22 protein-coding genes are annotated in these 25,930 nt (G+C 68.2%); 10 read left to right on the top strand and 12 right to left on the bottom strand.

Translation table 11 applies throughout. The features are described 5' to 3' along the window. The first annotated feature begins 250 nt into the window (after positions 1–250). On the top strand, positions 251–580 hold the full coding sequence (locus OVA30_RS23790; protein ID WP_268177198.1) for a hypothetical protein: 330 nt from the start codon (positions 251–253) through the stop codon (positions 578–580). A 60-nt stretch (positions 581–640) separates the two neighbouring features. On the opposite strand, the gene OVA30_RS23785 is transcribed toward OVA30_RS23790, so the two are convergent. Together OVA30_RS23785 and OVA30_RS23780 are read right to left on the bottom strand one after the other, a co-directional pair. Next, a complete protein-coding gene (locus OVA30_RS23785; RefSeq protein ID WP_268177197.1) occupies positions 641–1,834 on the bottom strand; it encodes an aminotransferase class I/II-fold pyridoxal phosphate-dependent enzyme in 1,194 nt (397 codons plus the stop codon). 370 nt (positions 1,835–2,204) lie between these two features. Next, complete coding sequence (locus OVA30_RS23780) at positions 2,205–3,278, bottom strand: hypothetical protein (protein ID WP_407069902.1); 1,074 nt, start codon at positions 3,276–3,278, stop codon at positions 2,205–2,207. Positions 3,279–3,585: 307 nt separating this feature from the next. Between OVA30_RS23780 and OVA30_RS23775 the strand changes: the two genes are divergently transcribed. Further along, the gene (locus OVA30_RS23775) at positions 3,586–3,750 is read left to right on the top strand and encodes a hypothetical protein (protein WP_003599969.1); all 165 of its coding nucleotides are present in this window, start codon (positions 3,586–3,588) and stop codon (positions 3,748–3,750) included. A gap of 59 nt (positions 3,751–3,809) precedes the next feature. Here OVA30_RS23775 and OVA30_RS23770 read toward each other — a convergent pair whose 3' ends face one another. Beyond that, positions 3,810–5,174, bottom strand: coding sequence for an RsmB/NOP family class I SAM-dependent RNA methyltransferase (locus OVA30_RS23770; RefSeq protein ID WP_268177196.1), 1,365 nt, complete (start codon positions 5,172–5,174; stop codon positions 3,810–3,812). 89 nt (positions 5,175–5,263) lie between these two features. Between OVA30_RS23770 and OVA30_RS23765 the strand changes: the two genes are divergently transcribed. Beyond that, positions 5,264–5,491 carry a DUF1674 domain-containing protein gene (locus tag OVA30_RS23765; protein ID WP_268177195.1) on the top strand — a complete coding sequence of 76 codons (228 nt, stop codon included), beginning with the start codon at positions 5,264–5,266 and terminating at the stop codon, positions 5,489–5,491. Positions 5,492–5,559: 68 nt separating this feature from the next. On the opposite strand, the gene OVA30_RS23760 is transcribed toward OVA30_RS23765, so the two are convergent. Then, positions 5,560–6,330, bottom strand: coding sequence for an NAD kinase (locus tag OVA30_RS23760; protein WP_003604954.1), 771 nt, complete (start codon positions 6,328–6,330; stop codon positions 5,560–5,562). 105 nt (positions 6,331–6,435) lie between these two features. On the opposite strand from OVA30_RS23760, the gene cutA reads away from it, so the two are divergent. Beyond that, positions 6,436–6,759: a divalent-cation tolerance protein CutA gene (gene cutA / locus OVA30_RS23755; RefSeq protein WP_268177194.1), complete on the top strand. Its 324-nt coding sequence runs from the start codon at positions 6,436–6,438 to the stop codon at positions 6,757–6,759. A gap of 79 nt (positions 6,760–6,838) precedes the next feature. Here the strand turns inward: cutA and OVA30_RS23750 are convergent, their stop codons facing one another. After that, positions 6,839–7,000 carry a hypothetical protein gene (locus OVA30_RS23750; protein WP_003604956.1) on the bottom strand — a complete coding sequence of 54 codons (162 nt, stop codon included), beginning with the start codon at positions 6,998–7,000 and terminating at the stop codon, positions 6,839–6,841. Positions 7,001–7,390: 390 nt separating this feature from the next. Here OVA30_RS23750 and OVA30_RS23745 point away from each other — a divergent pair, with 390 nt between their 5' ends. Both OVA30_RS23745 and zwf read left to right on the top strand, forming a co-directional pair. Further along, complete coding sequence (locus OVA30_RS23745) at positions 7,391–7,828, top strand: PilZ domain-containing protein (RefSeq protein WP_244413478.1); 438 nt, start codon at positions 7,391–7,393, stop codon at positions 7,826–7,828. Positions 7,829–8,104: 276 nt separating this feature from the next. After that, positions 8,105–9,583 (top strand): glucose-6-phosphate dehydrogenase, encoded by a 1,479-nt coding sequence (zwf, locus tag OVA30_RS23740; RefSeq protein ID WP_012605578.1) that lies wholly within the window; start codon positions 8,105–8,107, stop codon positions 9,581–9,583. Positions 9,584–9,675: 92 nt separating this feature from the next. On the opposite strand, the gene rocF is transcribed toward zwf, so the two are convergent. The 4 genes from rocF to OVA30_RS23720 all read right to left on the bottom strand — a co-directional run bounded on the left by rocF (position 9,676) and on the right by OVA30_RS23720 (position 17,201). Continuing rightward, positions 9,676–10,602: an arginase gene (gene rocF / locus OVA30_RS23735; RefSeq protein ID WP_268177193.1), complete on the bottom strand. Its 927-nt coding sequence runs from the start codon at positions 10,600–10,602 to the stop codon at positions 9,676–9,678. Positions 10,603–11,031: 429 nt separating this feature from the next. Then, positions 11,032–13,392 (bottom strand): PAS domain-containing sensor histidine kinase, encoded by a 2,361-nt coding sequence (locus OVA30_RS23730; RefSeq protein WP_268177192.1) that lies wholly within the window; start codon positions 13,390–13,392, stop codon positions 11,032–11,034. Between the two features lie 185 nt (positions 13,393–13,577). Beyond that, positions 13,578–16,214 (bottom strand): aminopeptidase N, encoded by a 2,637-nt coding sequence (gene pepN / locus OVA30_RS23725; protein ID WP_268177191.1) that lies wholly within the window; start codon positions 16,212–16,214, stop codon positions 13,578–13,580. Between the two features lie 78 nt (positions 16,215–16,292). Continuing rightward, complete coding sequence (locus OVA30_RS23720; RefSeq protein WP_268177190.1) at positions 16,293–17,201, bottom strand: hypothetical protein; 909 nt, start codon at positions 17,199–17,201, stop codon at positions 16,293–16,295. Between the two features lie 421 nt (positions 17,202–17,622). Here OVA30_RS23720 and OVA30_RS23715 point away from each other — a divergent pair, with 421 nt between their 5' ends. After that, a complete protein-coding gene (locus tag OVA30_RS23715; RefSeq protein WP_003605558.1) occupies positions 17,623–18,063 on the top strand; it encodes a VOC family protein in 441 nt (146 codons plus the stop codon). 46 nt (positions 18,064–18,109) lie between these two features. On the opposite strand, the gene OVA30_RS23710 is transcribed toward OVA30_RS23715, so the two are convergent. Next, positions 18,110–18,274, bottom strand: a complete 165-nt coding sequence (locus OVA30_RS23710) for a hypothetical protein (RefSeq protein WP_003605560.1) — start codon at positions 18,272–18,274, stop codon at positions 18,110–18,112. 115 nt (positions 18,275–18,389) lie between these two features. Beyond that, positions 18,390–18,899: a hypothetical protein gene (locus OVA30_RS23705; RefSeq protein ID WP_003605562.1), complete on the bottom strand. Its 510-nt coding sequence runs from the start codon at positions 18,897–18,899 to the stop codon at positions 18,390–18,392. A gap of 677 nt (positions 18,900–19,576) precedes the next feature. On the opposite strand from OVA30_RS23705, the gene OVA30_RS23700 reads away from it, so the two are divergent. The 3 genes from OVA30_RS23700 to OVA30_RS23690 all read left to right on the top strand — a co-directional run bounded on the left by OVA30_RS23700 (position 19,577) and on the right by OVA30_RS23690 (position 25,003). Next, complete coding sequence (locus tag OVA30_RS23700) at positions 19,577–23,254, top strand: PAS domain S-box protein (RefSeq protein WP_268177189.1); 3,678 nt, start codon at positions 19,577–19,579, stop codon at positions 23,252–23,254. A 152-nt stretch (positions 23,255–23,406) separates the two neighbouring features. Continuing rightward, positions 23,407–24,486 carry a sensor histidine kinase gene (locus tag OVA30_RS23695; protein ID WP_012752078.1) on the top strand — a complete coding sequence of 360 codons (1,080 nt, stop codon included), beginning with the start codon at positions 23,407–23,409 and terminating at the stop codon, positions 24,484–24,486. Between the two features lie 88 nt (positions 24,487–24,574). Beyond that, positions 24,575–25,003, top strand: coding sequence for a SufE family protein (locus tag OVA30_RS23690; protein ID WP_012252219.1), 429 nt, complete (start codon positions 24,575–24,577; stop codon positions 25,001–25,003). A gap of 37 nt (positions 25,004–25,040) precedes the next feature. Here OVA30_RS23690 and OVA30_RS23685 read toward each other — a convergent pair whose 3' ends face one another. Then, positions 25,041–25,865 (bottom strand): DUF6456 domain-containing protein, encoded by an 825-nt coding sequence (locus OVA30_RS23685; RefSeq protein WP_268177188.1) that lies wholly within the window; start codon positions 25,863–25,865, stop codon positions 25,041–25,043. Positions 25,866–25,930: the final 65 nt, after the last annotated feature.

Here is a 25,930-nt window from a genome sequence, read left to right as displayed (position 1 = left end):
CGGTACCCGGATCGTCGGGAACTCCGTTTAAGGTGCGGCGCAGTCGCATCACGTGCGGCGAGTGTCAACAATGCGCTGCACAAGATCAGAGCAGCGGAAAAGCCAAGCTCGATAACGGAATCAGGTGCCCGATCACGGTCGAGCTTGGCCTGCGCCCTCGAACATTATCGATGTCACGATCAGAACCAGGTGCATTTCCGCGCATTGATCGAGAGGCCCTCGCGTGGATGGGCCCTGCGAGACACACCCCATGTTCCGCACGATGTATCCCCAGGAGGCGGTCGGGCACGCCCATGCTCTGATCGGTGCCTACGAGACCGCCCATGCCGGGCTGGCCCGGATCTCGCACGAGTTCCGCCGCGACTTGTGCCTGGCCCTGGACAGACTCGGTCCCAGCGCGGCGCCCTATCTGCGGGTCGTCCGCAGTGATCTCGAAGATCGCACCTCGGCGGCGCGTGCGACGTGGCCGCTCTGGATCGACCGGCTCACCGATCCGATGATCGATCGCCGTCTGATCGCATCCCGTGCGCTGCTCGATGCCGTCGAGAGCGAGGCCGACGCCCGTGGGATGATTCTCTGACGATTCTGTTCCGAAGCCACGATCACCGGCTTCGTACAAACGGCGTTCCCGGCGCCGTGACTAGGCGGCGACGAGCAGGTTGGGCCGGCGCGATCGCTCGGCCAGATCGGCACGCGCCCGGTCCAGCGCCTCGGCGACGCCGAGGGCGGCGCGTGCGATCTCCGCGTCGGAATGCTCGGCGGTGACGTGCATCCGCAGACGGCTGGCCTCGCCTGACGCGGTGAGATCGACCAGCAGGCCGAGTTCGATCAGGCGCGGCGCGGCAAGGCGGGCGAGTTCGCCGGAGCCGATCGCGACGGAGACGCTGGTGCAGGGCTCGCCGCAGACGGTCAGCGCCCGCTCCCGCAGCGCCGTGCGCAGGTTCAGCACGTTGCGCATCAGCCGGGCGCGGCGTTCACACCCGTCGGCCGCGTCGATGAGGGTGAAGGCCTTGAGCAGCACCGCGATCTGAATCGGCGAGAGCGCCTGCGCGTCGGCCTCGGCGGCCCGCAGACAGGCCGTGACCGCGCGGGTGCGGGCGGCGACGAAGCCGCCGTTCGAGGCGAAGCTCTTCGTGAAGCTGCCGGTGACCAAGTCGGCCTTGCCCAGCATGTCCTGAAGGCCGAGATGGCCGCGTCCGTCCTCGCCGAGACAGCCCAGATCCTGGGTGACGTCCACGAGGAGGGTTGCGCCGTACTCGTCACAGAGCGTGCGAAGGGCGGCGAGGTCCGGCGTTCCGGAATCGAGCGGCGACAGGCTCTCGGTCACGACGAGGATGCCGTTCTCGGCGTCGCGCGCCCGGATGGCCCGGAGCCGGGCGCGGCAATGCTCGGCATCGAGATGGCGGAACGGGTGGAGGTGTGCGGTGGCCGCCTCGGCACTCTCCCGGAGGCCGCTCCGGATGGCGGCATCGATCACCACGTGGTCGGTCGATCGCACGAGGCCGCGGATCACGGTGCGGGCCGCGGCACGACCGGTCGCGCAGAGCAGGGCCTCCTCCATCTGAAGGAAGTCGGCGATCCGGCGCTCCAACGCCACCGAGAGACCGGGATCGCCGGCCTCGGCTGCGGCACAGACGCTGCGCACGCCGAAGCGGCGGAGGGTGTCGGCGGCGGTGGCCACGATCTCCGGGTGGGTCGAGAGGCCGAGGCAATCCTGCGAGGCGAAGTCGAGCCCGCGGAGGGGGCGGTCGCCGAACGAGGCGGCCTTCGGCAGAAGGTGGACGCCGTCCGTGCGATCCCGGTCCGTCGCGTCGGTCTGTTCACGATGTCTCATGCCATCCCGTCCGATGCCGCGCCAATCTCGAGATCCGACTTTCGGTGGTGGCGGCTTGCCATCGGGTTAAACGGCAACGGTCCAGAGAAAATGCATCGGCGCGTATTTAACGAAATGCTTCTTTCGCCCGTTCGAACTGATCGCCAATTTCGCGCTTCAGTGTCGAGATGATGGGCGCGCCGGCCCGGCTAAACTTATCGAAACGTGAATCGAGGCTGCCGGAAATCTTTCGCAAACCATTTTGGCGCGGCCGGGATGGGCTGCTGCCTCCCGGCAATGATGAATGCAGCTGCCCTTTGAACGGTTTGGGGGCGCCGCCTTGTCCAGGCGGCGCCCCCGAGCGTCGTGCACAACCGGGTTCCGCGTCGGATCAGATCACCGGAAGCCCCGCCATGCTCGCGCCGATCCTGTAGCCGTCGCCGAAGAGGGCTTCGTGCGCGAAGTAGTAGACACCGAGGAACAGCATCAGCGCGCTGGCATAATAGACCGGCGCCAGAACCACGTCCCGGCGGGTGGCGGGGACCCGGACGTCGTCGGCGGCGATGGCGATCAGGACCGCGATGATGCCGGAGTGGCCGATGGCGTCGACCTTGCCGAATTCGAAGATGGCCGAGATGAAGACCGCCGTCAGGATGATCGCCGAGGCGCGGCGCACCAGGGGCGTCCAGATCAGAGCGAAGGCCAGCGTGAACTCGATGATGCCGGCGGCCTGCATGAAGAGTTCCGGCGAGGCGCCCATCGTCATGGCCGGCTTGGCGGCGATCAGCGGATCGGTCCAGTGCGGGTAGGCCCACTTCTCGACCGAGGCCCACATCAGGGTGATCGCGGCGGCGATGCGCACCACGTCGATCGGGCGCTGGCCGAACAGGTCGCGATCGAGGGCGGTCAGAGCGAGGAAGGCGGCCACGCCGAGGAACACCGGATAATCGGCGAGATGGAAGACGCCGTAGTTCCAGACAGCGAAGCCGAACAAGAACACGATGCCGGCGGCGGTAAAGGGAAGGGTGCGCTTCCAGAGCAGACCGGCGGCCATGGCGAGCTGGAGCCACGGGATCCAGGTGGCATCGGTCTTCAATTCCGGCGTCAGGATGATGCCGCCGAGGTTCCAGAGCGAGACCAGGAAGAAGCCGACCACCGCCCGCACGATGAGGCCGCTATGGACCCGAGCAGACGCGGTGACGCGGTCCAGCGCGTTGAGGAGCGCGGTGCCGAGCGGCGTGCCCTCCATCAGACAGCCGAACATCAGGCAGACGAGCGCCAATCCGGTGAGAAGCTCGAAGTCGGCGCAGAGGACCTGTTCGAGGCCGCGGGGCTGCCCGGCGACGTCGAAGGCACAAAACCATTTGACGTGGGCGCTGGCCGCCCCGGTCCCGAAAATTAGAAAGCCTGCTGCGCCTGCAAGCATGAGAGGAGAGCGCACCCAGAAGCTGGACACGTGAGACATGGAGCCGCCGAAACGGGAGGGAAGTTCGTTGTGCAGGAGAAACTTAGCGCAATCCAATGGGCCTCGCTAAGGCTTTGTTTACCCACTTGAACGATTGGTTAACGGGGATTGTGTAACAAAGGTTATGCAACTTCGGGGCGTTCGACACGCCCGGTCGATGCGTCGTCTTCCCAGGGTGATCGGCGAAGCTGTGGAGAACGGGGGTAGCGGGGATGCCCAGCAGCGCGGCGGGCGCGTTAACGCTTCGGAAGGCCGTGTTGATGACGGCTGGACCGGCGTCGCGCGGGTCGCTCGATCGGGACAATGAATGATTGCACTGCTCAGCCTCGTCAGCCTGACCTGCGGCCTCGCTCTCGCCGGACAGGCGCCGCGCTTTCCCGGCTGGACGGCCCGCATGGAGATGGCCGGCGGTCTCTCGCTCGTGACGGGTCTCGCCACGGTGGGGGCCGGACTGAAGGCCTACTGCATCTGAGCCGCATGTTTTGAGTCCGGCCCGCGAACGGACCGGATCACAGGATCACACGTGCGGGCTCAGTCGCGCCGCCGCAGAAGGCTCGCGAAGAACCCATCGAGGCCACCCGCCCGCCCGATGCCGCCCACGACGTGAGAGGGCAGGGTGCGCAGGTCGCCCGAGGCGTCGATCAGCTCGGCATGACCGGACAACCGGTCGGGCGTGATCGCGATCCGCTCGAAATCCGGATTCCGAGCTAGGAACGCCGCGACTTGCGCGCTGCCTTCCTCGGGCTCCAGGGAGCAGGTGCAATAGACCAAGCGCCCGCCGGGCCGCGTCAGCCGCGCGGCCTTGTCGAGCAGGCGCCGCTGTAGGCCGGCCAAGCGGACCACGTCCGCCTCGCTCTTCGTCCAGACGACATCGGGATGGCGACGGATCGTGCCGGTCGCCGAGCAGGGCGCATCGAGCAGCACCGCGTCGAAGGGCGCGTCCTCCGGCAACGCGAGGGCATCGGCGGTGACCACTTCGGCGGAGAGGCCGAGGCGTTCGAGGTTCCGCCCGAGGCGTTCCAGCCGCACGGCCGAACGGTCCACCGCGGTGACCGCGGCGCCGGCGGCGGCCATCTGGGCCGTCTTGCCGCCGGGCGCCGCGCAGAGATCGACGACGCGCTCGCCCGGGACAGGCGCGAGCAGCCGCACCGGCAGGGCGGCGGCGGCATCCTGCACCCACCATGCGCCCTCCGCGTAGCCGGGAAGTTCGGCCACCGCCTGCCGCACCTCCGCGAGCCGCACCGATCCGAGATCGAGCCGGATGCCCCCGAGCCGTTCGGCCCAGATCTCGGGATCGTGGGGAATCGTGAGATCGACGGCCGCGCCTTCGAGATGTGCGACGGCTATGCGGCGCGCCGCCTCCTCACCGTAGGCGGCCTGCCAGCGCCGGGCGAGCCAGTCCGGGGTGTTGTGGGCGAGCGGATCGCTCTCCTGCTCCCGGATCGCGTCACGCTCGCGCGCGATCCGGCGCAGAACGGCGTTGACGAGGGGCACGAGGTGCTGGAGCTGCGGATCGGCTTTGGCGAGGCGCACCGAGAGATCGACGGCGGCGTGGTCGGCGACCGCCAGATCGAGGATCTGCGCCGCGCCCGTCACCAGCAGGGCGAGGAGGTGGGGCCGGTCTTCCGGCAAGCCGTCCCGCAGGCGGGCGGCGAGCGCCGCCTTGATGAAGCCGAGGCGGCGGAAGCTCGCCGTGGCGATCGCCCGAGCCAGCGCGGCTTCTCCCGCATCCAACCCCGCGCCGCGGGCGGCCTGGGCGAGCGCGTCCTCGAGCGCCAGGCCGCGGGCGGGCCCGAGCAGGGTCGCCACCGCTTCCCGCGCAGCATGGCGTGCCGCAAGGCCGGGGACCGACGGGTCGAAGGGGGGCGGCGGGCGGCGGTTGGGGGTCGGTGCCACGCGTAAAGGGCCGTTCTGGGCTAAAAGGGATCGGCGGGGTCTCGCCCCGGAGCCGACGCAGTCACATCTGTCGGCGAGGGATGCAAGTTATGAAGGAGATCGGCATGATGCAGGCGGATGCCAAGGAGAAGGACGCAGACTCGCGCGCCCTTTCCCCGGCGGCTCAGCGCGCGCTGGCGGAAGCGGCCGAGCGGCGGGCGGCGATCGACGCCCGCGCGGCCAAGATCGCCGAGCGGCCCGAAACGCTCGGACGCGGCGGCCTGGAGCCTGTCCGCTATGAGGACTGGGAGGTGAAGGGCCTCGCCAGCGACTTCTGACCGGACGCTGACGCTGACCACTCGCCCGGACCCCTCGAAGGGCGTCCGGCGTCGGCCGCCGGAGCGAATCAGCCGAATTGCTCGCGTAGAATGCGCTCTTCCAGGCTGTGGCCGGGGTCGTGCAGCAGCACGAGATCGGTGGCGTGGTCGAGCCAGGTCTCCACCGTGCAGACGCGACGGAACTCGGTATGGTCGGCCACCGCCGCGACGGGGCGGTGTTCGGCGTCGATCACGTCGATGCGGATGCGCGCGTGGTTCGGCAGCAACGCGCCGCGCCAGCGCCGCGGCCGGAAGGCCGAGATCGGCGTCAGCGCCAGGAGATGCGCGTTGAGCGGCAGGATCGGCCCGCCGACCGAGAGGTTGTAGGCGGTCGAGCCGGCGGGCGTCGCGGCGAGGATGCCGTCGGCGATGAGTTCCGGCAGGCGGACATGGTCGTCCACCGAGACCCGCAGCTTCGCGGTCTGATGGGTCTGCCGCAGCATGTAGACTTCGTTGATCGCCCGCGCCGTGTGGCTGTTCCCCTCGGTGTCGGTGGCGATCATCGTCATCGGATGGATCGTCGAACGCTTGGTCGCCTCCAGCCGTTCGAGCAGGCCTTCTTCCCGGAACTCGTTCATCAGGAAGCCGACCGTGCCGCGGTTCATGCCGTAGATCGGCTTGGGCGCGTCCATGAAGCGGTGCAGCACCTGAAGCATCAGGCCGTCGCCGCCGAGCGCGACGACGACATCCGCCTCCTCGGGCGAGACATGGTCGTAGCGGCGCATCAGCAGGTCCGCCGCCTCCCGCGCATCGGCCGTGGGGCTCGCCACGAAGGCAATCCGTGAAAAGCGACGCGGCATCCGTGCTGTCAGCCCTGTTGACGGGAAGAGGCCGAGCCGGTCTCACTCGGGGTTCGCGCCGACCACCCGCGAACGGGCGCCGGCCTGCCGAGGGAGAGCCATAGCATGGAGCGACCGCTCCTCGTCTACACGACCTTTCCCGATGCCCCGACCGCGCTCGAAATCGGGGAGGCTCTCGTGCGCGCCCGGCTCGCGGCCTGCGTGAACGTGATTCCGGGGATGCAGTCGGTCTATGCCTGGAAAGGCGTGGTCGAGCGCGGCACCGAGGTCGTCGCGATCCTCAAGACCCGGGAGGGTCTGGCCGACGCGCTGGCGGCGGAGCTGAAGCGGCGTCACCCTTACGAAACCCCGATCATCCTGCATCTGCCGGTCTCGGGGGCCGACCCGGACACCGCGGCCTGGATCGCATCGGAAACCGGCCTCGGCTGATTGAGCCGGCATGACCCGACATGCGAAGGGCGCGGACCCCGTCACCGGAGCCGCGCCCTCGAAACGTCGTTTGAACGCTTCAGGCGCCGACGAGGGGTGAGAACGAGCGCTGCTGGTGAGCGATGCTCGCCTCGTAGCGCTCGGCTTGCAGCCTCGTCAGGCCCGCGACCAGGGCCATCGACCCGCGATAGACGGTGTAGGTGCCGTCCTGGGTCGGTTTCACGCGAATGAGCTCGGACACGGGACCTCTCCCTGCCAGGGGTCAAACTTTGAACGCGTTACGATGAGGGCAGGTTAATCGGTTGTTCATGTCTTGCAAGCGGCTTTGAGCTTCGCATCACGCAATATTTTTGCTGCATTGCAAGACGAGCCAGCTTGTTTCGCAGTGCGGCTGTAATCACGGAAGATAAAATTCACTTTTCTGCGAATACCTTCGCAGACTTGGCTGCACATGCGGGCATCGGCAGCGTCCATTGTGCGTGTGGCGTGAGACGCGGTGCGTCTTCGATGGATGCCCGGTTGTGGTGCAACGAAAAGGCACGCTGCGGGTGGACGTTTGTCGCGGTGCAAATGTTGCATCAACACTTTGCTTGTATCGTCCGTTTCAAGAAGCCTTATGCCACGGGCCCCCATGCCGGATTCCCAGCCCCCGTTTGCCGATTTCCCCTTCGACCTGACGGCCGACGAGACCGCGGCACAGGTCGAAGCGGCGCTTGTCGCGCGGCGAGAGGAACGGACATCCACGAACTGGATCGCGCTGATCCGGCTTTTCGACGGCACCGAGATCCCCTGCAACGTCAAGGATATCTCCAAATCCGGTGCCAAACTCGGCGTGCCCGCGACCTATGAATTGCCGTCCGCCTTCATGATCAGAATCATCGGCCGGGACTTCGTGCTGCGGGTCAATCTCGCTTGGCGGCGGGGCAATTATGCGGGCGTCCGCATCGAACGCATCGCCAAGCTGCCGGTCGTCGAAGAGAAGAAGGCACCGGCCGATGGGCCGGCCTCGAAGCCGACCCCGAACTACAGCTCCATCGGCACGCGCCGCAGCCGCATCTCGCCCGACTGAGACGATGGAGCCGCGGGCGGGCGATGGGGTCGCGCTTCCGCAGACCTTGAAGGACTCGCCATGGCGGTGACCGTCCGTTTCAAGCGTCTCGGCTTGTTTGTTCGGCAGCGCACTTGCAAGGCGTCGCCGTGAACCGATAACCCAGCGTGCCGGGGGCTTTTCGAGCTTCGGCAACCTCTCGGGTGTGAGCCGCGGGGCCGCAGGAGCCGTTTCTGCCGACGACCGGCACCTCGAATCCCGCGCGAAACCATCCTGCGCGAAACATGGGAGCCGCGCTTGGCCACCATCATCCCCGTCTCGCCCTTCGATTACGTCGTGTTCGGCGCAACCGGCGACCTGACGCAGCGCAAGCTCCTGCCGGCCCTCTACCAGCGCTATCGCGACGCCCAGATCCCCGAAACGAGCCGCATCATCGGCGCGTCGCGCAGCCACATGAGCGTGGAGGAGTTCCGGGAGCACGCCCGCGATGCCCTGAAGAGCTTCGTGCCGCCGGCCGAGATCGACGACGCGCGCCTCGCCGGCTTCCTCGATCACCTGTTCTACGTCGCGATCGATGCCCTGGGCGACGAGGGCTGGGACGACCTCAAGCGCCTGCTCGACGAGCGCCCCGACCGGATCCGGCCCTACTATCTCGCCACCTCGCCCGATCTCTACGGCGCGATCTGCCGCAACCTCGACCGCTACGGGCTGATCGGTGAGAACAGCCGCGTCGTGCTCGAAAAGCCGATCGGCAAGGACCTGAAATCGGCCCGCGCCATCAACGATGCCGTCGGCGCGGTGTTTCCCGAGAGCCAGATCTTCCGCATCGACCACTATCTCGGCAAGGAGACGGTGCAGAACCTGCTGGCCCTGCGCTTTGCCAACACGATCTTCGAGCGGCTTTGGAACGCCGACGTGATCGACCACGTGCAGATCACGGTGGGCGAGACGGTCGGCGTCGAGGGGCGCGGCGGCTACTACGACACCTCCGGCGCCCTGCGCGACATGGTGCAGAACCATATCCTCCAGCTCCTCTGCCTCACGGCGATGGAGAGCCCGATCTCGCTCGACGCGAACTCCGTGCGCGACGAGAAGCTGAAGGTGCTGCGCGCCCTCAAACCCATCACCGCCGCCGACGTGCAGAGCGTGACCGTGCGGGGGCAGTACGTGGCCGGGGCGGTCAGCGGCCGGCCGGTTGAGAGCTATCACACCGACCTCGGCAGCAATGCCGCGAGCCGCACCGAGACCTTCGTCGCCCTCAAGCTCGAAGTACGCAGCGGGCGCTGGGCGGGGGTGCCGTTCTACGTGCGCACCGGCAAGCGCCTGCCGAAGAAGCTGTCGGAGATCGTGGTGCAGTTCCGCGCCTCGCCGTTCTCGATCTTCCCGAACGACGCCTTCGGGCGCGAGCCGAACCGCCTCGTCATCCGGCTCCAGCCGGAGGAGGGGATGAAGCTCGAAGTGATGACCAAGGATCCGGGGCCCGGCGGCATGCGCCTGCGCCCGACCAATCTCGACATCTCGTTCGAGGAGACGTTCAAGCAGCGCTATCCCGACGCCTACGAGCGGCTTCTGATGGACGTGGTGCGCGGCAACGCCACCCTGTTCATGCGCCGTGACGAGGTGGAGGTGGCCTGGGCCTGGGCCGACACCCTGCTCAAGGCCTGGGCCGACCGCCCGGACCCGCCGCGCCCCTACGCCGCCGGAAGCTGGGGACCGACCGCCTCGATCGCCCTGATCGAGCGCGACGGCCGCACGTGGCATGAAGAAATCGGCTGACGCCTCACTGGCATGAGGAAATCGGCTGACACCTCATTCGCATGACACGTTCGGCTAACGCCTCGGGGCACGAGGACATCGGCCGAAGTCGGTCACGCCTCCAGCGGCGGCTCGGTCGGCCGGTCGATGATGCGGCGGCCGAACAGGCTCGCCACCAGCTCGACGAGTGCCCGGGCGCTGCGCCCGCGCTCGTCGAGGAAGGGGTTCAGCTCCACCACGTCGAGGGAGCCGACCAGCCCTGAATCGCACAGCATCTCCATGATGAGATGCGCCTCGCGGAACGTTGCCCCGCCCGGCACCGTCGTGCCGACGCCCGGCGCGATGGCGGGGTCGAGGAAATCCACGTCGAAGCTGACATGCAGGTGGCCGTTCGCGGCCGCGACCCGGTCGAGAATGCGGCGCAGCGGCGCGACCACGCCGAATTCGTCGATGGTCCGCATATCGATGACGTTCACCTGCCGCTGCGTGACGATGGCCCGCTCGCCTGCATCGATCGAGCGCAGGCCGAACAAGTGGATGCGCCGCGGATCGAGCAGCGGGCGTTCGCCACCGTCGAACAGGTCGTCGAAACCGGGCTCGCCGCAGAGGGCGGCCAGCGGCATGCCGTGGACGTTGCCGGAGGGCGATGTCTCTAGGGTGTTGAAGTCGGCATGGGCGTCGAGCCACAGCACGAAGACCGGCCGCCCGGTGCGGCCGCAATGGCGCAGCGCCCCGTCGATCGAGCCGAGCGACAGGCTGTGGTCGCCGCCCGCCACGAGCGGCATGCTTCCGCCGTCCAGGGCCGTTTCCACTGCCCGCGAGATCTCGGTCATCCAAGCCCGGATCGCCGGGAGATCGCGCTGGCCCGGCGTGCAGTCGGGGGCGAGATCACCCTGGTCGCGGACCGTGAAGCCCAGATCCCGAAGCACCCGCAGCAATCCGGCGGTGCGCAGGGCCGCCGGCCCCATCACGGCTCCGGGCTCGCTCGTTCCGATCTCGATCGGTGCGCCGATGAGGTCGATCGTGGTCGGTGCGGGCATCGAGGTTTCCGTTTGAGAAGGGCGGGTCGGACTCTTCGCCGGCCGGGCGTGACGGCACGGCTGCGCCACGACCTATTGTCTTACGAGCGGGGAAAGGATGCCAAGGACGGGCCAATCCTCTGAAAGCCGATCCTCCATCATGACGATGACAACCGGACGATCACGGTCCGGCGTAGAGCTGACCGATCTGCGGACAGGCGAGCAATCGCACTGGCGTCCTCCGCTCGACCCAGCTTCCCGGTCTCAACTCGACCGTCGTCTCGCTCCCGACCGGCCAACTTGCAGATGAGTGCGACCAGCCGAACGGCGCCCGCGTAGGCTTCCAGCGCCTGCGGCGGATCTTTTCGCCGCGCGGAGTACCAGCGTTCGGGGTGACGCGCCGCATCGCCATCGCCCAACGGGATCGCGACGTGCCCGCCGGGCCGATCCTCAAAGGGCCGCGATTCTGTCGCCCTCAGTCCGGGCCACGCCGGTCATCTCGCCGATCGCCTGGAGCGTGTCCCGCTCGGCCTCCCGTGCGACCTCGGCGAGGCGCTCGGGCGTCGGCATCGGCAGGCGCACCAGCACCAGGGTGCCGATTCCTTCCTCGGAGCGGATGCGCAGCGATCCGCCATGCAACTCCGCGGTGGAGCGGGCGATGGCGAGGCCGAGCCCGGAGCCCTTGTAGCTGCGGGTCAGGTTGGTCTCGACCTGCTCGAACGGCCGGCCGAGCTTGGAGATCGCCGTCTTCGGGATGCCGATTCCGGTATCGCCGATGAACAGGTGGACGAAGCCATTGCAGGAGCGGCCGCGCAGGGCGACGCGGCCCCGCTCCGGTGTGAACTTCACCGCGTTCTGGATGATGTTGAGCAGGATCTGCTGGAGCGCCCGCTCGTCGGCCAGCACGTGCAGGGTGCCGGCCAGTTCGAGATCGATGGTGACGGATTTGCTCGCCGCCTCCTTGGCCACCAACGTCAATGCGGAGGTCAGGGCCGTGCCGAGGTCAATGTCGCGGCGCACGAGCTTCACCCGCTTCGCCTCGATGCGCGACATGTGAAGGATGTCGTCGATGACCGAGAGAAGGTAGGTGCCGCTCTGCTGGATGTCGCGGCAATAATCGGCGTAGCGGGGTGAGCCGAGCGATCCGTAGACCTCGCTCTCCATCAGCTCGGCAAAGCCCATGATGGCGTTGAGCGGCGTGCGCAGCTCGTGGCTCATATTGGCCAGGAACTCGGACTTGGCCTGATTGGCGATCTCGGCGCGGGCCTTCTGGTCGAGATGACGCTCGGCGAGGTCGGCGAGCTGCTGCGTCTGGGTTTCCAGGGTGCGACGGGACCGCTTGAGATCCTTGACCGTCTCGATCAGCTCGCGTTCCGACGTGACGAGCTGCTCCTGGTGGCGCTTGAGGCTGGTGATGTCCGTGCCGACCGAAACGTAACCGCCGTCCTTGGTCCGCCGCTCGCTGACCTGGAGCCAGCGTCCGTCCGTCAGCTCCACCTCGAAGGTCCGCGACGGGCCGCGTTCCGAACCGGGAATGCCACGGCGCACCGGGGGGAGGGCGCCCCGTCCCATGATCTCGTCGTAGCGGCGGCCGGGCACCGCATCCTCGCTGGCCAGGGCGTGCAGGTCGCGGAATTTCGAGTTGCACAGCACCAGCCGGTTGCTGGCGTCCCAGAGCACGAAGGCTTCGGAGACCGCCTCCACCGCGTCGCGCAGGCGCATATCGGCGGTGGCGGTGAACTCGGCGAGACGGCGTTGTTCGGTCACGTCCATGGCGATGCCGACGAGATGGCGGCTGCCGTCGACCGCATCCTCGACGATCTCCGCGCGGGTGCGCAGCCAGATCCATTCGCCGGACGCGTCACGGATGCGGAACTCGTGATCGACGGTCGCGTGGCTCGCGGCGAGGTGGCGGGCGAGGCTGTAGAGGTCGCCGTCCTCGGCGTGCAGCAGCGCGTTCACGTCGCCGAAGGAGAGGAGATCCTTTTCCGGCGTGTAGCCGAGCAGGGCGTACATCGAGTCCGACCAGAAGATCGTGCCGCGCGCGATGTCCCAGTCCCAGAGGCCGCAGCGGCCGCGGCCGAGCGCCGTGTCAAGGCGCTGCTTGACGAGATCGCAGACCTCGTCCGCCGCCTGCGCCCGCTGCGTCTGCAGGATGTAGGCGGTGGCCATACCCGCCAGCACCAGGGCGATGGCCGAGAGGGAGACCGCGTGGTGGCCGAACATCCGCCACCAATTGTCGGCCAGCGGCTCGAACCTCTGGACGACTGCGACTTCGCCCATCCCGTCGGACAGGCGGCGTGCCGCAACGACCGCCTGACCGCCGGCCTGGAGGTTCACCGTCATCGCCCCGGCGCTCTCGCCGAGGATGGCGATGGGCTCACCGTCGGCGAGATACCCGGCGAAGGTTTCGGCCGGGGCGGGCGCGGGATAGGCGGCGCGAATCCGGCCGCCGGGGCCGATCACCAGAACTTCGCGGCCGGCCGGCAGAAGATGGACCGGTAGCACGCGCTCGAGCCGCGTCTCGGAGGCCGACGACGCGTTCGAGAGGGCGAGGGCGGCGAGGCGTGCGAAGGCCTCCACCTCGCGGGTGGCCACGCGCATCGCCTCGTCGTGGCGCCCGCGCATCTGCAGGGCCGCCACGCCCAGCAGCGTGAGCATGAAGACGACGAGCAGAGCCGGAAGCGCGTAGCGAAGCCACGTCTCCGCCCGGATGAGGCGGGCCTGGGCAGTGCCGGTCGTACGTTGGATCCCGAGGATCGTGTCCGCGCGTGCGCGCGCGGACAGGGACGCGGACACCGCCCCCGACATATCGACACCTCTGCACTGTTTGGAAACGGCGCCTTGGCCTGAGCCGCGTCGGCTGCTTCGAATCGTATTCACAATGGACATCGCGGGCCGGCGTTTGTCCACGCCGTTTTTGGGGTGGAGAATTGACACCGCGCGGCCGCTGACGGCCGCAGGGTGCTGAAACGCGTTCCTCAACAGACCCTTAACTAGCCGGCCAAGCTTCGCGTCCCGATATCGGTCACATCACGAGAAAGTCCGGGCGTGGCCGCGATGCGACGCAGGGCCGTCTCGGCCGCGGCCCGGCGCACCGGTTCGAGGCGCCGCCAGGGGCCGAAGGCGGTCATCAGGCGCGCGGCGACCTGCGGGTTGGTGCCGTCGAGCGCCAGAACGGTCTCGGCCACGAGGGCGTAGCCGGCCCCGTCCGCGCGGTTGAACTGAGTCGGGTTGGCGAGGCTGAAGCTGCCGACGAGGGAGCGCACCCGATTCGGGTTCGTATTGGCGAAGGCCGGGTGGCCCTGAAGGCGGCGGATGCGCGCCACCGTCCCGTCCTCGGGGATCATCGCCTGGATCGCGAACCACTTGTCGAGCACCAGCGGCTCGTTCGCGTAGCGCTCGGCGAAGGCGGACAAAGCCGCCTCTCGCGCCTCGCCCGGCAAGAGGGCGAGGGCGGCAAGCCCGGCGAGACGGTCGGTCATGTTGGTCGCCTGCGCGATCTGCGCCTGCGCCAGAGCCGAGCCGGCCTCCGGGTCGGCGGCAGCGATCAGGTCGAGTGCGGCGTTGCGCAGGGCCCGCCGTCCGGCTGCGGCCGCGTCGGGCGAGAACGGAGTACCCTCCGGCTCCGCCAGAGCCTCGCGGAGGCTCAGGAGCCGCTCCCGCAGGCCCGTGCCGAGGCGGCGGCGCAGATCGCGGCGCGCGGCAAAGATCGCGTCCGGATCGATCTCGGTTCCGATCTCGTCGGCGAGGTCGCCCTCGCTCGGCAGGGCCAGAACTTGTGCGGCGAAGGCTGGATCGCGCAGGGCCTCCGCATCGAGGAACGCGCCGAGCGCGACGACGAAATCGTCGGCGCCCGCATTCCCGGCCGTCTCGCCGCGCACCTGCGCCGTCATGAGCCCGAGGGCGATGCGCTGGGCCGCCTCCCAGCGATTGAAGCTGTCAGGGTCGTGGCGCAGCAGGGTCAGGCGCGCGGCGTCGTCGAGGGGGCTCTCGACGCGGACCGGCGCGGAGAACGCGCGAAACAGCGACGGCACGGGTTCCACGGCGACATTCTCGAAGGTGACGGCATCCTCGGCGGTCTCGAGCACGAACACGCCGTCCTCGACCCGCTCTGCGTGGGGGCTGTCGAGGGGGCCATCCGGGCCGACGAGGCCGAGGCCGATTGGGATGACGAGGGGCGGCGCATCCGCCCCGGCGCCGGGGCGCGTCTGGCGGAAGGCGAGGCGGTAGGTCCGAGCCGCGGGGTCGTAGCTGCTGGAGACGGCGACCCGCGGCGTGCCCGGCCGTTCGTACCATTCGGCGAAGCGCGAGAGGTCGCGGCCGGTCACGGCCTCGAACGCCTTCAAAAAGTCCTCGACGGTGGCGGCCGTGCCGTCGTTGTCGGCGAAATAGCGGTCCATGCCGGCGCGGAACGCGGTCTCGCCGATCAGCGTGCGCAGCATCCGGACGATTTCGGCGCCCTTCTCGTAGACGGTCGCCGTGTAGAAGTTGTTGATCTCGGCATATTGCTTAGGCCGCACAGGGTGGGCCAGCGGCCCGGCATCCTCGGGAAACTGGCGGGCGCGCAGGTTGCGCACCTCGGCGATCCGGTGCACGGCGCGCGAGCGCATGTCGGAGGAGAATTCCTGGTCGCGGAAGACGGTCAGGCCCTCCTTGAGGCAGAGCTGGAACCAGTCGCGGCAGGTGACGCGGTTGCCCGACCAGTTGTGGAAGTATTCGTGGGCGATGATGGCTTCGATCGCCGCGTAATCGCCGTCGGTCGCGGTCTCGGGGCTGGCGAGAACGTATTTGTCGTTGAAGATGTTGAGGCCCTTGTTCTCCATCGCCCCCATGTTGAAGTCGGAGACGGCCACGACGTTGAATAGGTCGAGGTCGTAGGCACGGCCGAACGCCGTCTCGTCCCAGGCCATGGAACGTTCCACCGCGTCCAGCGCGTAGGCGGCCCGGTCCGCTTTTCCCGGCTCGACATAGACCGCGATCTCGACCGCGCGGCCCTCCATGGTGGTGAAGGGCTTGGCCACCCGGTCGAGCCGGCCGCCCACCAGGGCGAACAGGTAGGCGGGCTTGGGCAGCGGGTCGTGCCAGACCGCGTAATGCCGGTCCGTCCCCGGCACCGTGCCGGCCTCGACCGGATTGCCGTTGCCGAGCAGCACCGGTGCGGCCTCCCGCTCCGCCTCGATGCGGGTGGTGTAGACCGACAGCACGTCCGGCCGGTCGAGGAAGTAGGTGATCCGCCGGAAGCCGTCGGCCTCGCACTGGGTGCAGTAGACGCCGTTGGAGCGGTAGAGACCCATCAGCCGGGTGTTGGCGGTGGGGTCGAGCCGGGTCTCGATCCGCAGGGTGAACGGACGCTGCGGCGGCCTGTGCAGCGTCAGGCCTGAGGCATCGGCCCGGACGGCGTCCGACGCCGGCGCCTGCCCGTCGAGTTCGAGCGCCAGCAGCGTGAGGTCGTCGCCATCGAGAACAAGAGGCGCGCCCGCACGGCCCGCCGGGTTCGGGCGCAGCGCCAGGGTTGCGGTCACGCGGGTGTCGTGCGGGTCGAGGCGCACGTCGAGCTCGACCCGATCGATGAGGTGGTCGCTCGGGCGGTAGTCTTCGAGGCGAACGGTCGGGGGCGTCTCGGTGCGCATCGGTTTGGGCTCGCCGTCGGGAAAAGCGTCCCGTCTTCTAGAGGCGATCCCTGCCGAGCGGAATCCGTTGCCGATCGATCAGGCCGTGGAGACAGCTTGTTTCGCCTGATGCCGAAGGGCGAGCCGGTAGGTCAGGTCGCTCTGCGCCAGGCTGCCCGCGATGAAGCGGTCGAACGCGGCGACCCAGTGGGGGGTGAGGTGGATGTAGGCGTTGCGCGGCCCCGAGCGGACGAGGAAATTCCGCTCCTGCGCAACGGCCAGAATGTTGCGCACATGGCTCAGGGAGACGGCGAAGCGCGGCGCGAGATGGACGAGATCCGATCCGCGGATGCGGCTCTCCGGGCCGCTGCCGCCCATCTCCGAGAGGGTCAGCAGGATGATCAGCGCGCTCGTGCTACTGAGAAAGACGATGATCTCGAGGTTGCTCCACATCATGGCGATGATCGCGTCGAAGGCTACGACGGCGGATCGGGCGTGGGCCGCCTGGAAGTCCAAGTCGCGCCGCCGCGCCGGTTCGAAACCCGGATCGGGGTAGAGAATGTCGAGCGGTGCGTAGTGGGCGGCCTTCCACTCGCGATCCCAGGCCAGGAGGCGCTCGGTCGGAAACAGGAGGCGCACGCGGCTGTCCCCCGGTTGCTGCCGGAGTTCGAGATAGTTGGTCTGCACGAGGCGCGCGACGAAGCTGTCGATCAGCCTCGGACTGGCGAAGCCGAAACGGGCAACCGTCTCCTTGAGCAGGCTCAGCGTCGGCCAGGTCGCCCGGTCCGCCGGATCGTAATTGGCATGCTGACAGACGATGATGGCGAGGGTGGTCACCCGCCCCGCATCGGCGCCGAACTGGGCGGGAAACACGCCGGATTCGTAGACCTTGGCATATTCCGAGATGAAGACGCGGCGCGCTGCGGCAAAGTCGGGATGGGCCAGGATCTGCTCGGGGGTCGCGTGTTCGACCTCACCGACGCCCCGGATGACCGAGCCGGCAATCATGCGCCGTCTCCCGGTCGCGGCATGCCCGGCTCGACCATCATCGCAGGCAGAGACGAGGCGAATCTTGGCTGTTGCCATTTCGGGAAACAAAAGCTCTTGAATGCTATAATATGCAGCGACGCCAAGTCAGTTGCGAAGGAATGCCTTCTATTTTTCAATGCCATGTCACTATAATTTAACGGAAAGCTTGCGAGACGCGATAGTGATCGTAATTGGATCAAGCAGTTGCCACAAGAGAAGCTTTTTTCAAATGGATGTTATTCACCGGCAGTCCGGTCGAATCCGGCGGGCGCCGCCGGTCGAACGGCCGTTTCGCCGCCGCTAGCCGACAGGTCGCGCGAGAGACTGGTCGGTCGCACCGTTGACGGGTATGCGCACCGGGCCAGATAGGCGGCCATCCCTGTCATCATCCGGTGTGGCCATGGAATACTTGCACACGATGGTTCGCGTGGCGGACCTCGACCGCGCGCTCGCCTTCTACGTCGATGCCTTCGGGCTCAAGGAGGTCCGGCGCGTCGAGAACGAGAAGGGCCGCTTCACCCTCGTCTTCCTCGCCGCTCCGGGGGATGTCGAGCGGGCCGAGGCGACGAAATCGCCGCTGATCGAGCTGACCTACAATTGGGATCCGGAGACCTATTCCGGCGGGCGCAACTTCGGGCACCTCGCCTATCAGGTCGACGACATCTACGCCTTCTGCCAGCGGCTGAAGGATGCGGGCGTGACCATCAACCGGCCGCCGCGCGACGGGTACATGGCCTTCGTGCGCTCGCCCGACGGCATTTCTATCGAGATCCTGCAGAAGGGCGGGGCGAAGCCGCCGCAGGAGCCGTGGGCCTCCATGGAGAACACCGGAACCTGGTAGGTCCGGCGGGTGGGCGCCCGGGCGCGATGCCCCGGCGCCCGTCCGGTCAGAGCTCGAGCTTGGGCGTGATGCCGAGTTCGGCGAGCTTGGCGCAGACCGCATCGACCGGCCGCTTGAGCCGCAGGCTGATGACGGAGAGGGGTATGCCCTCGCGGGCCATGCTGCGCAGGCTCTGGACGGCGTCGAGGCTCCAGTTGGTATCGACCGACATGGCTTCCTCCTGTTTCTCAGGCGGCAAGTTCCTCAGGCGGCAAGGCGATCCGGGGAGACATCCTGCGGATCGCTTCGCTCGAATGAGGTGGATCGCCGAGGCAGACGCGGCAAGCTCACGCCGAACATCTGTGCATGCTCGCAAGTTGGGCGGCCCGAAGCGTCGGCCGGCCCTGGAGCGCCCCGCGGAGCGGAACGCGTAGGCTCGAACGCTCGACGGCGAGGAGGATGTTGCATCCCCCCACCACGGCGCCCGTCCCGTCGCGCAATGCCGTCGGGTAAGGCAGGAACGCCATCCGGCTCCCGTCCGGCCGTTCGAGGCCGATCTGGACGCCGCGCACTGGGCGCGCGCCTTTGAGGGTGAGCGCCATCGGCGACAGGTCGTGCGGCAGCGGCGCCCCGTCCGCCTCGAACAGCCGCCAAGCCCCGCACCAGCGCGCCTTGCCGATCACGGGGCGGAACCCCCAAAGCTGTGCGGCGGCTTCGTTGTAGTAGGTCAGCCAGCCGTTGGAATCGGTGGTATATAGGGGCGCGTCGATCTGCCGGAACAGATCGGCCCGCGACGGCTCGTAGTTCCAGTCCGAATCGGGCGCGTCGAAATCGTAGGCGAAATCGTCCGTGTTCATCAGGCTCCCCACGACGTCCGGGCATTCGAAATGCCCGCTGCCAGCACTTCGTGCCCCCCTCTGTCATGGGTTCCTGGGGACCTCCCGGCGCCTCGGCCGGTTTGGAAGGTCCTTCGGAGCGGTGCCGAAGCGCCACCCTCCAGATCGTCCAACCCTTGCGGGATTGTGCCTCGAAGCTTCCGGGGGCGGTCGCTCCTCGACGCCATGAACGGCATGTTGGGCCGAACTGGGCTCTCTCGCCGGGTCTGATACGGACGAGGGGTAGAATGCACGTCTCGCCGCATGAGGCAAGCACTTCGACGACATTTCATGAGCCGAACGGCTGATTACGATCGTTCGAACTTATTGCAATGCAAAAAAGGACTAGGTTTCGTGGGTGATGATGCAGGTTCCGTTTTCGGCGACGCAGCGAATACCACATTTGTTGTGTGTCATGTCCGTCATGTCGGAATCGTCTGCCCGATGCCCGTGTCCGATCGAAGACTCACAAAGCGTGTTTCGGCGGGTTCCGCATTGATCCGCCGCAAGGATCGGATGCACAGCCCTCACCAGCCTTCTCGGATACAACCTGTCGCAAGGGAGGTATCTGCGAAGAAGCCTTCTCTGTCCCATCGGTCCGCAGCCGCCGTGCCCGCCCCCGGTTCAGATCGCGTTCAAGGCCGGCGGAAGGTCGTTCGATGACCGGAATGCGCAACGGCGAGGGCGTGCCGGCGTCCCTGCGCTTCCTTGAGGAGGGCGGGCAGACGGGCCGGGAGATCCTCGCGTATCCCTGGTCGGACACACCGCTCGGTCCGCTGGAGGATTGGCCGGTCTCTCTCCGCACGACGCTGGCGACGATGCTGGCCTGCCCGGCCGCGATGTTCCTCGCCTGGGGACCCGAGGGGATTTCCTTCTTCAACGATGCCTACCGGCCGGTCTTCGGCGACCGCTTGCCCCGGGCCCTCGGTGCGCGCTTTCGCGAGATCTGGGCCGACCTGTGGGAGGATATCGGCCCGCTGGTCGATGCCGCCCTGCGCGGCGAAAGCGTGGCCCAGCGCAACCTGCCGCTCCTCATGGACCGCTATGGGGTGCCCGAGGAGAGCTGGTGGAGCTTCACCTATTCACCGGTGCGCGACGATGCGGGCCGCATCAACGGCATGATCTGCGTCACGGCGGAAACGACCGCCGAGGTGCTGGCCGAGCGCGCGCGCCGCCGCAGCGACGAGCGCCTGGAGATGGCACTCTCGGCCGGAGGCAGCATCGGCATCTGGGATTGGGACGTCGCGGCCGATCGCGTCACCGCCGATCCGCGCTTTGCCGCGCTCTATGGCGTCGATCCGGAGATGGCGGCGGCCGGGGCACCCATCGCCGCATTCTTTTCCGGGGTGCACCCCGACGACCTGCCAAGCCTGAAAGCGAGCATCGGGGCGGTGTTCGGCACGGGCGGGCAGTTCGATGCGGAGTACCGCCTCGTTCAGGGCGATGGCAGCATCCGCTGGGTTGCCGCGCAGGGTCGCTGCACCCTCGGCGAGGATGGGACGCCGCGCCACTTCCCCGGCGTCAGCTTCGACATCACCGAGCGCAAGCGCATCGAGCAGGCGCTCCGCGACAGCCAGGACCGTTTCCGCGGGATCATCAACTCGGTCGATCAGATGATCTGGTCGACGCGGCCCGACGGCTACCACGACTTCTATAACGAGCGCTGGTACGCGTTCACCGGCGTCCCCGCCGGCACGACCGACGGCGAGGCCTGGAACGGGATGTTCCATCCCGATGACCGTGAGCGGGCCTGGGCGGCATGGCAGCACGCCCTCGCCACGGGTGAAAACTACCAGATCGAGTATCGCCTGCGGCACCGCTCCGGCCTCTACCGCTGGGTGCTCGGCCGGGCACAGCCGGTGCGCGATGCGGAGGGGCGGATCGTGCGCTGGTTCGGCACCTGCACCGATATCCACGACCGCAAGCTCGCCGAAGAACGCCAAGCCTTCCTGCTCAGCCTCAACGACCGGCTGCGGGAGGCGGACGAGCCGCAGGCGGTGACGCTGGCCGCGGCCGCGACGCTCGGCGCCCATATCGGCGTGGCGCGGGCCGGCTACGGCGAGATCGACGAGACCGGCGAGATCGTGCGGGTCGAGCGCGACTGGACCCGCGACCCGTCGGTGCCGAGCCTCGCAGGCGCGTCGCGCATCCTCGACGGGTTCGGCCCGGCGGTGATCGCGGAATTGCGGGCCGGGCTCACCCTCGTGGTGGAGGATTGCTACGCCGACCCGCGGGCTGGGCACGATTACGCGGCGACGTGGGATTCGATCGGCTGCCGCTCTCTCGTCGTCGTGCCGCTGATCCGCGAGGGGCGGTTGCGGGCGATCCTCTACCTGCACGAGCCGAAGCCGCGGGTCTGGCGTGCCGAGGAGATCGGGCTGGTCGAGGATGTCGCCCAGCGCGTCGGCCATGCCGCCGAGCGCGCCCGCGCGGAGCAGGCCGAGCGCGCCAACGCCCGCGAACTGCGTCTGATCGCCGATTCGCTGCCAGTCCTCATCGCCCTGTTCGATGCGGACGGCGTGTGCCGCTTCGCCAATGCCGCCAGCGCCGACTGGTTCGGCGTCGCCCCGGCGGAGTCGGTGGGGCAGACGCTCGCCGCGCTGATCGGGCCGGCGGATTTCGCCGAGGCGCGGCCACGCTTCGAGAGCGCCCGTGCCGGCCGCGACGTACGCGCCGAGCGGGCCTGGCCGCGCCGGGACGGCAGCCCGCGTATCGCCGACATCCGCTACCTGCCGCGACCGATGCCGGACGGCTCGACCGACGGGGCCTACCTGTTCGTCACCGACATCTCGGATGCCAAGCGCATCGAGGCGATGCTGGAGCGCGAGGTGGGCGAGCGCACGCGCGAGCGCGACCGCCTCTGGCAGACCACCAATGACCTAATGGGGACGGCCGGCCTCGACGGCCATCTCCGCAGCGTCAATCCGGCCTGGGGGCGCCTGCTCGGCTGGAGCGAGCAGGAGCTGCTCGAACGCCCGTTCCTTGATTTCATCGACCCCGAGGACCATGCCGGTACCGGCGCCGTGCTGGCCCGGCTCGCCGGGAGCGACCAGATCACCGATTTCGTCGATCGCATCCTCAGCAAGGACGGGCGCCGCCGCACGGTCATGTGGACCGCGGTGCCCGAGAGCGGCTGCTTCCACATCGTCGGCCGCGACATCACCGACCAGCGCCTCGCCGAGGAGCAATTGCGGCAGGCGCAGAAGATGGAGGCGGTCGGCCAGTTGACCGGCGGCATCGCCCACGACTTCAACAACCTCCTGACGGGCATCATCGGTTCGCTCGACCTGATGCAGACCCGCATCGCCCAGGGCCGCATCGACACCCTGGAGCGCTATGCCGGGGCGGCCCTCACCTCGGCACACCGTGCCGCGTCGCTGACCCATCGCCTGCTCGCCTTCGCCCGGCGCCAGCCGCTCGAACAGAAGCCCGTCGATGTGAATGTGCTGCTGGCCGGCATGGAGGAGATGCTGCGGCGCGCGCTCCCCGAGCAGGTCCATCTCGATATCGTCGCGACGGAGGGCGTTTGGCCCACCCTCTGCGATCCGCACCAGCTCGAGAACGCGGTGCTCAACCTCGCCATCAACGCGCGCGACGCCATGCCGGAGGGCGGCCGGCTCTTGGTCGAGACCAGCAATGCTCATCTTGGGCCCGCCGATCTCCGCCTGCATTCGGGCGCCCGCGAAGGTGCCTATGTCTGCATCCGCGTCACCGATACGGGCCACGGCATGCCGCCGGAGGTCGCGGCCCGGGCCTTCGAGCCGTTCTTCACGACGAAGCCCCTCGGCATGGGGACCGGTCTCGGCCTGTCGATGATCTACGGTTTCGCCCGTCAGTCGGAGGGACATGCCCGGATCGTATCCGAGCCCGGCCGGGGGACGGCGGTGACGATCTGCCTGCCCCGCTACCGTGGTGCGCTGTCGTCCGAGCGCGCGTCGGCCTTGCCGCCTGAGCCGGCGCGTTCGGAGCGGAACGAGACGGTCCTCGTGGTCGAAGACGAGCTGGTGGTGCGCGACCTCGTCGTGGAAGTGCTGCGCGAGCTCGGCTACCGCGCGATCGAGGCACCGGACGGGCCGTCCGGCCTGGAGATCGTGCGATCCTCCGCCCGGATCGATCTTCTCGTCACCGATGTCGGCCTGCCCGGCCTCAACGGGCGCCAACTCGCAGACCACGCCCGCACCCTGCGGCCCGAACTGAGGGTGCTGTTCATGACGGGGTACGCTGAGAACGCGACGTTCGGTGGGGGCCCGCTCGATCCGGACATGCAGATGATCACCAAGCCGTTTCCGGTCGAACGGCTCGCCGCGCGCATCCGCGAGATGATGGAGCTTTCGTGAAACTTGGTCTCACCGTGGCTTGTAACGAAGGCTTTTCCGGACGACAGGACGCATCGACTTGTGGAAGGCCCGGAACGGCCCAACACCGCGCACGTTGACCGGCGCGAAGAGAACGTCGTTTCCAGGCTGCGATAAGCGAACAGACGAGCGGTATGGGTGCTGACACGCCACAGGGCGGACTTTCGGGGAATCATGGGGCGGACACCCCGTTCGACCTCGGCGACGGCTTTCGCCGGTTCGCCGACCACGTACCGCTGATGATGTGGCGCACGGATGAGAGCGGGCGTTCGACCTATCACAACGAGTGCTGGCTCCAGTTCACCGGCCGCCCGCTCGCCGAGGAGATCGCCGACGGCTGGCGCGGCGGCGTGCACCCGGACGATTTCAAGCGGCACGCCGAGATCGTCGAGAAGGCCGTCGAGTCGCGCCTTCCCTTCACCGTGGAGTTCCGGCTGCGCCGTCACGACGGGGCCTATCGTTGGCTTCTCGATACCGGCCGTCCGCTCGAGGAGAACGGCGTCTTCCACGGCTATCTCGGCTCGTGCTTCGACATCACCGACCGGAAGAATGCCGAGGAGCATGCCGAGCACGCCTTGGTCGAAAAGGAGACGCTGCTCGCAGAAATCTATCACCGGGTGCGCAACAACCTTCAGGTGATGGTGAGCCTGATCGGCCTCTACGGCCGCGCCGCGCCCGAGGCCTGCCGTGGCAGCTTCGATGCCCTGGGTCAGCGGGTGCGGGCGATCGCCCTGGTGCAGCAGCATCTGCACGAGGCGCCGCACATCGCCTCGATCGATCTGCGCGACTATCTGCACCGGCTCGCGTCCGGGCTCGGACAGTTGCGCCGGGCCGGGCGGATCGGCGTGACGGTCGAGGGGGACGGGACGAGCCTGGTCGAGCCGCGCACCGCCAACGCGCTCGGCATGATCGTAGCCGAGGTCGTCGCGGAATGTCTCGATGCCACGACGGAGACGGTGACCTGCGGCATCTCCATCCGCATCGATGCCCCGGCCGGCGCGCCGGTGCGCCTCTCGGTGATCTCCGGGGCCGGCGAGGCTGCGGCCGCGGGACGTGAGGGGGTGCCGAAGCTCGGCCCCCGTCTCATCGCGGCCTACGCGGCGCAGGCCGAGATCGCGGTTTGCGGCACCGCGACCGAGGCTGATCCGCTCCATCTGCAGTTGCCCGAGGTTCGCGCCGACGTGGCTCCGACGATCTCGCCTTCCTTAAGCTGATACAATCGGCGCAGGCGGGTGCCTCGCGGCCTCGGCCTGCGATCGCTATATCGGGTTCGATTCCCAGACACGCCTGAACGCGAGTGCCATGCTTCCCGACCTCGACACCATCATCGAGAACTTCGAGATCCTCGACGATCCGATGGATCGCTACGAGTATGTCATCGAACTCGGTAAGCTGATGCCGAAAATGCCCGAAGCGGCGAAGGTCGAGGACAACCGCGTCTCCGGCTGCGAAAGCCAGGTGTGGATCGACGTGTCGCTGAAGAAGGACGCGGGCCACCCAGCGCTGAAGCTCGAAGGGGACAGCGATTCCCATATCGTGAAGGGCTTCGTGGCGCTGATGGTGGCGCTCTACGAGGGGAAGACGCCGGACGAGGCGATCAAGGCCGACGGCTTCGACTTGCTCAAGCGTCTCGATTTCGGCTCGCACATCACGTCGAAGCGCTCGAACGGCGTGCGCGCGATGGTGGACCGCATCCGGAAGGATGCGGGCCGCCTTCAGACGCTGAACTGACCCGCCGCGAGACCTGACGACGGCGGGCGGAAGGGTCTCAGGACGAGGCCGGCGGCTGGTCCGTCTTGAGGCGCCAAGCGCGGGTGCGGGCCCGCTCCGGCCCGGTCGCTTCGCGTGCGAGGCCGTAATGCTCGGCGAGTCGTCCGAGAGCGATCCGGGCCACCACCTTGGCGGAACGGGCCGGCCAGCGCCGCTCCGCCTCGATCCGCTCGAGGCCTTTGAGAAAGCCGCACAGGTCGATCAGAAGCCCCGACAGATCCGAGCCCACCGCCGCCAGCGCGAGGTCTACCCGCTGGCGCGCGGCGATGACCCGGTCGGACCCTGAACTCGGATCGCGCGGGCCGCCGCCATCGACGCGTGGGGCGGTCCAGTCGGTCGAGAGTTGCGGCATCATCTGCGCCGAGGCGAGGTCGTGGCGTAGCCGCTCCCCCGCCGCGAAGGCGGCGGCATCGATCAGCGGCTCGCCGTCGCGCCCGCGCCGCCGCGCCATCCAGGTTAGCGGGCTCTCCGCCGTATCCCGCACACGTTCCCCATCGCCCGTGCCTTCCCGGACCACGGCGAGATGCTGCATCCGGAAGCTGTCCGGTCCGCCGATTTCCGCCCGCCGCAAGCGGGCGCGCCCGGCCGCCCCGATAACCAGTCGGTTGCGCCGCCCGTCGTCACGCGACGCGAGTTCCGCCGCCACCAGCGCTTCGCCGGCCCGTACCGGGAAACGCCCGGCACCCAGCGACACCCCGCGTCCGCCGCTGCGCACGATCAGCGTTTCCGGCGCACTCGGATCGGGGAAGGCGTAGGCGCCTTCGGGCGCCAGCGCCGCCAGCAGGCGTTCAGCCTCGCGTCCGAGACCACCCGCTTTGTTCATGTTTTGTCCTTTTGACATCGTACCACCCGAACCGGAACCGCTACGGGAGGCTAAGGGAAAATCGT

This window comes from Methylorubrum sp. SL192, assembly GCF_026672325.1.
Taxonomy (GTDB): Bacteria; Pseudomonadota; Alphaproteobacteria; order Rhizobiales; family Beijerinckiaceae; genus Methylobacterium; species Methylobacterium extorquens.
This window is presented reverse-complemented; position numbering and strand designations above follow the sequence as displayed.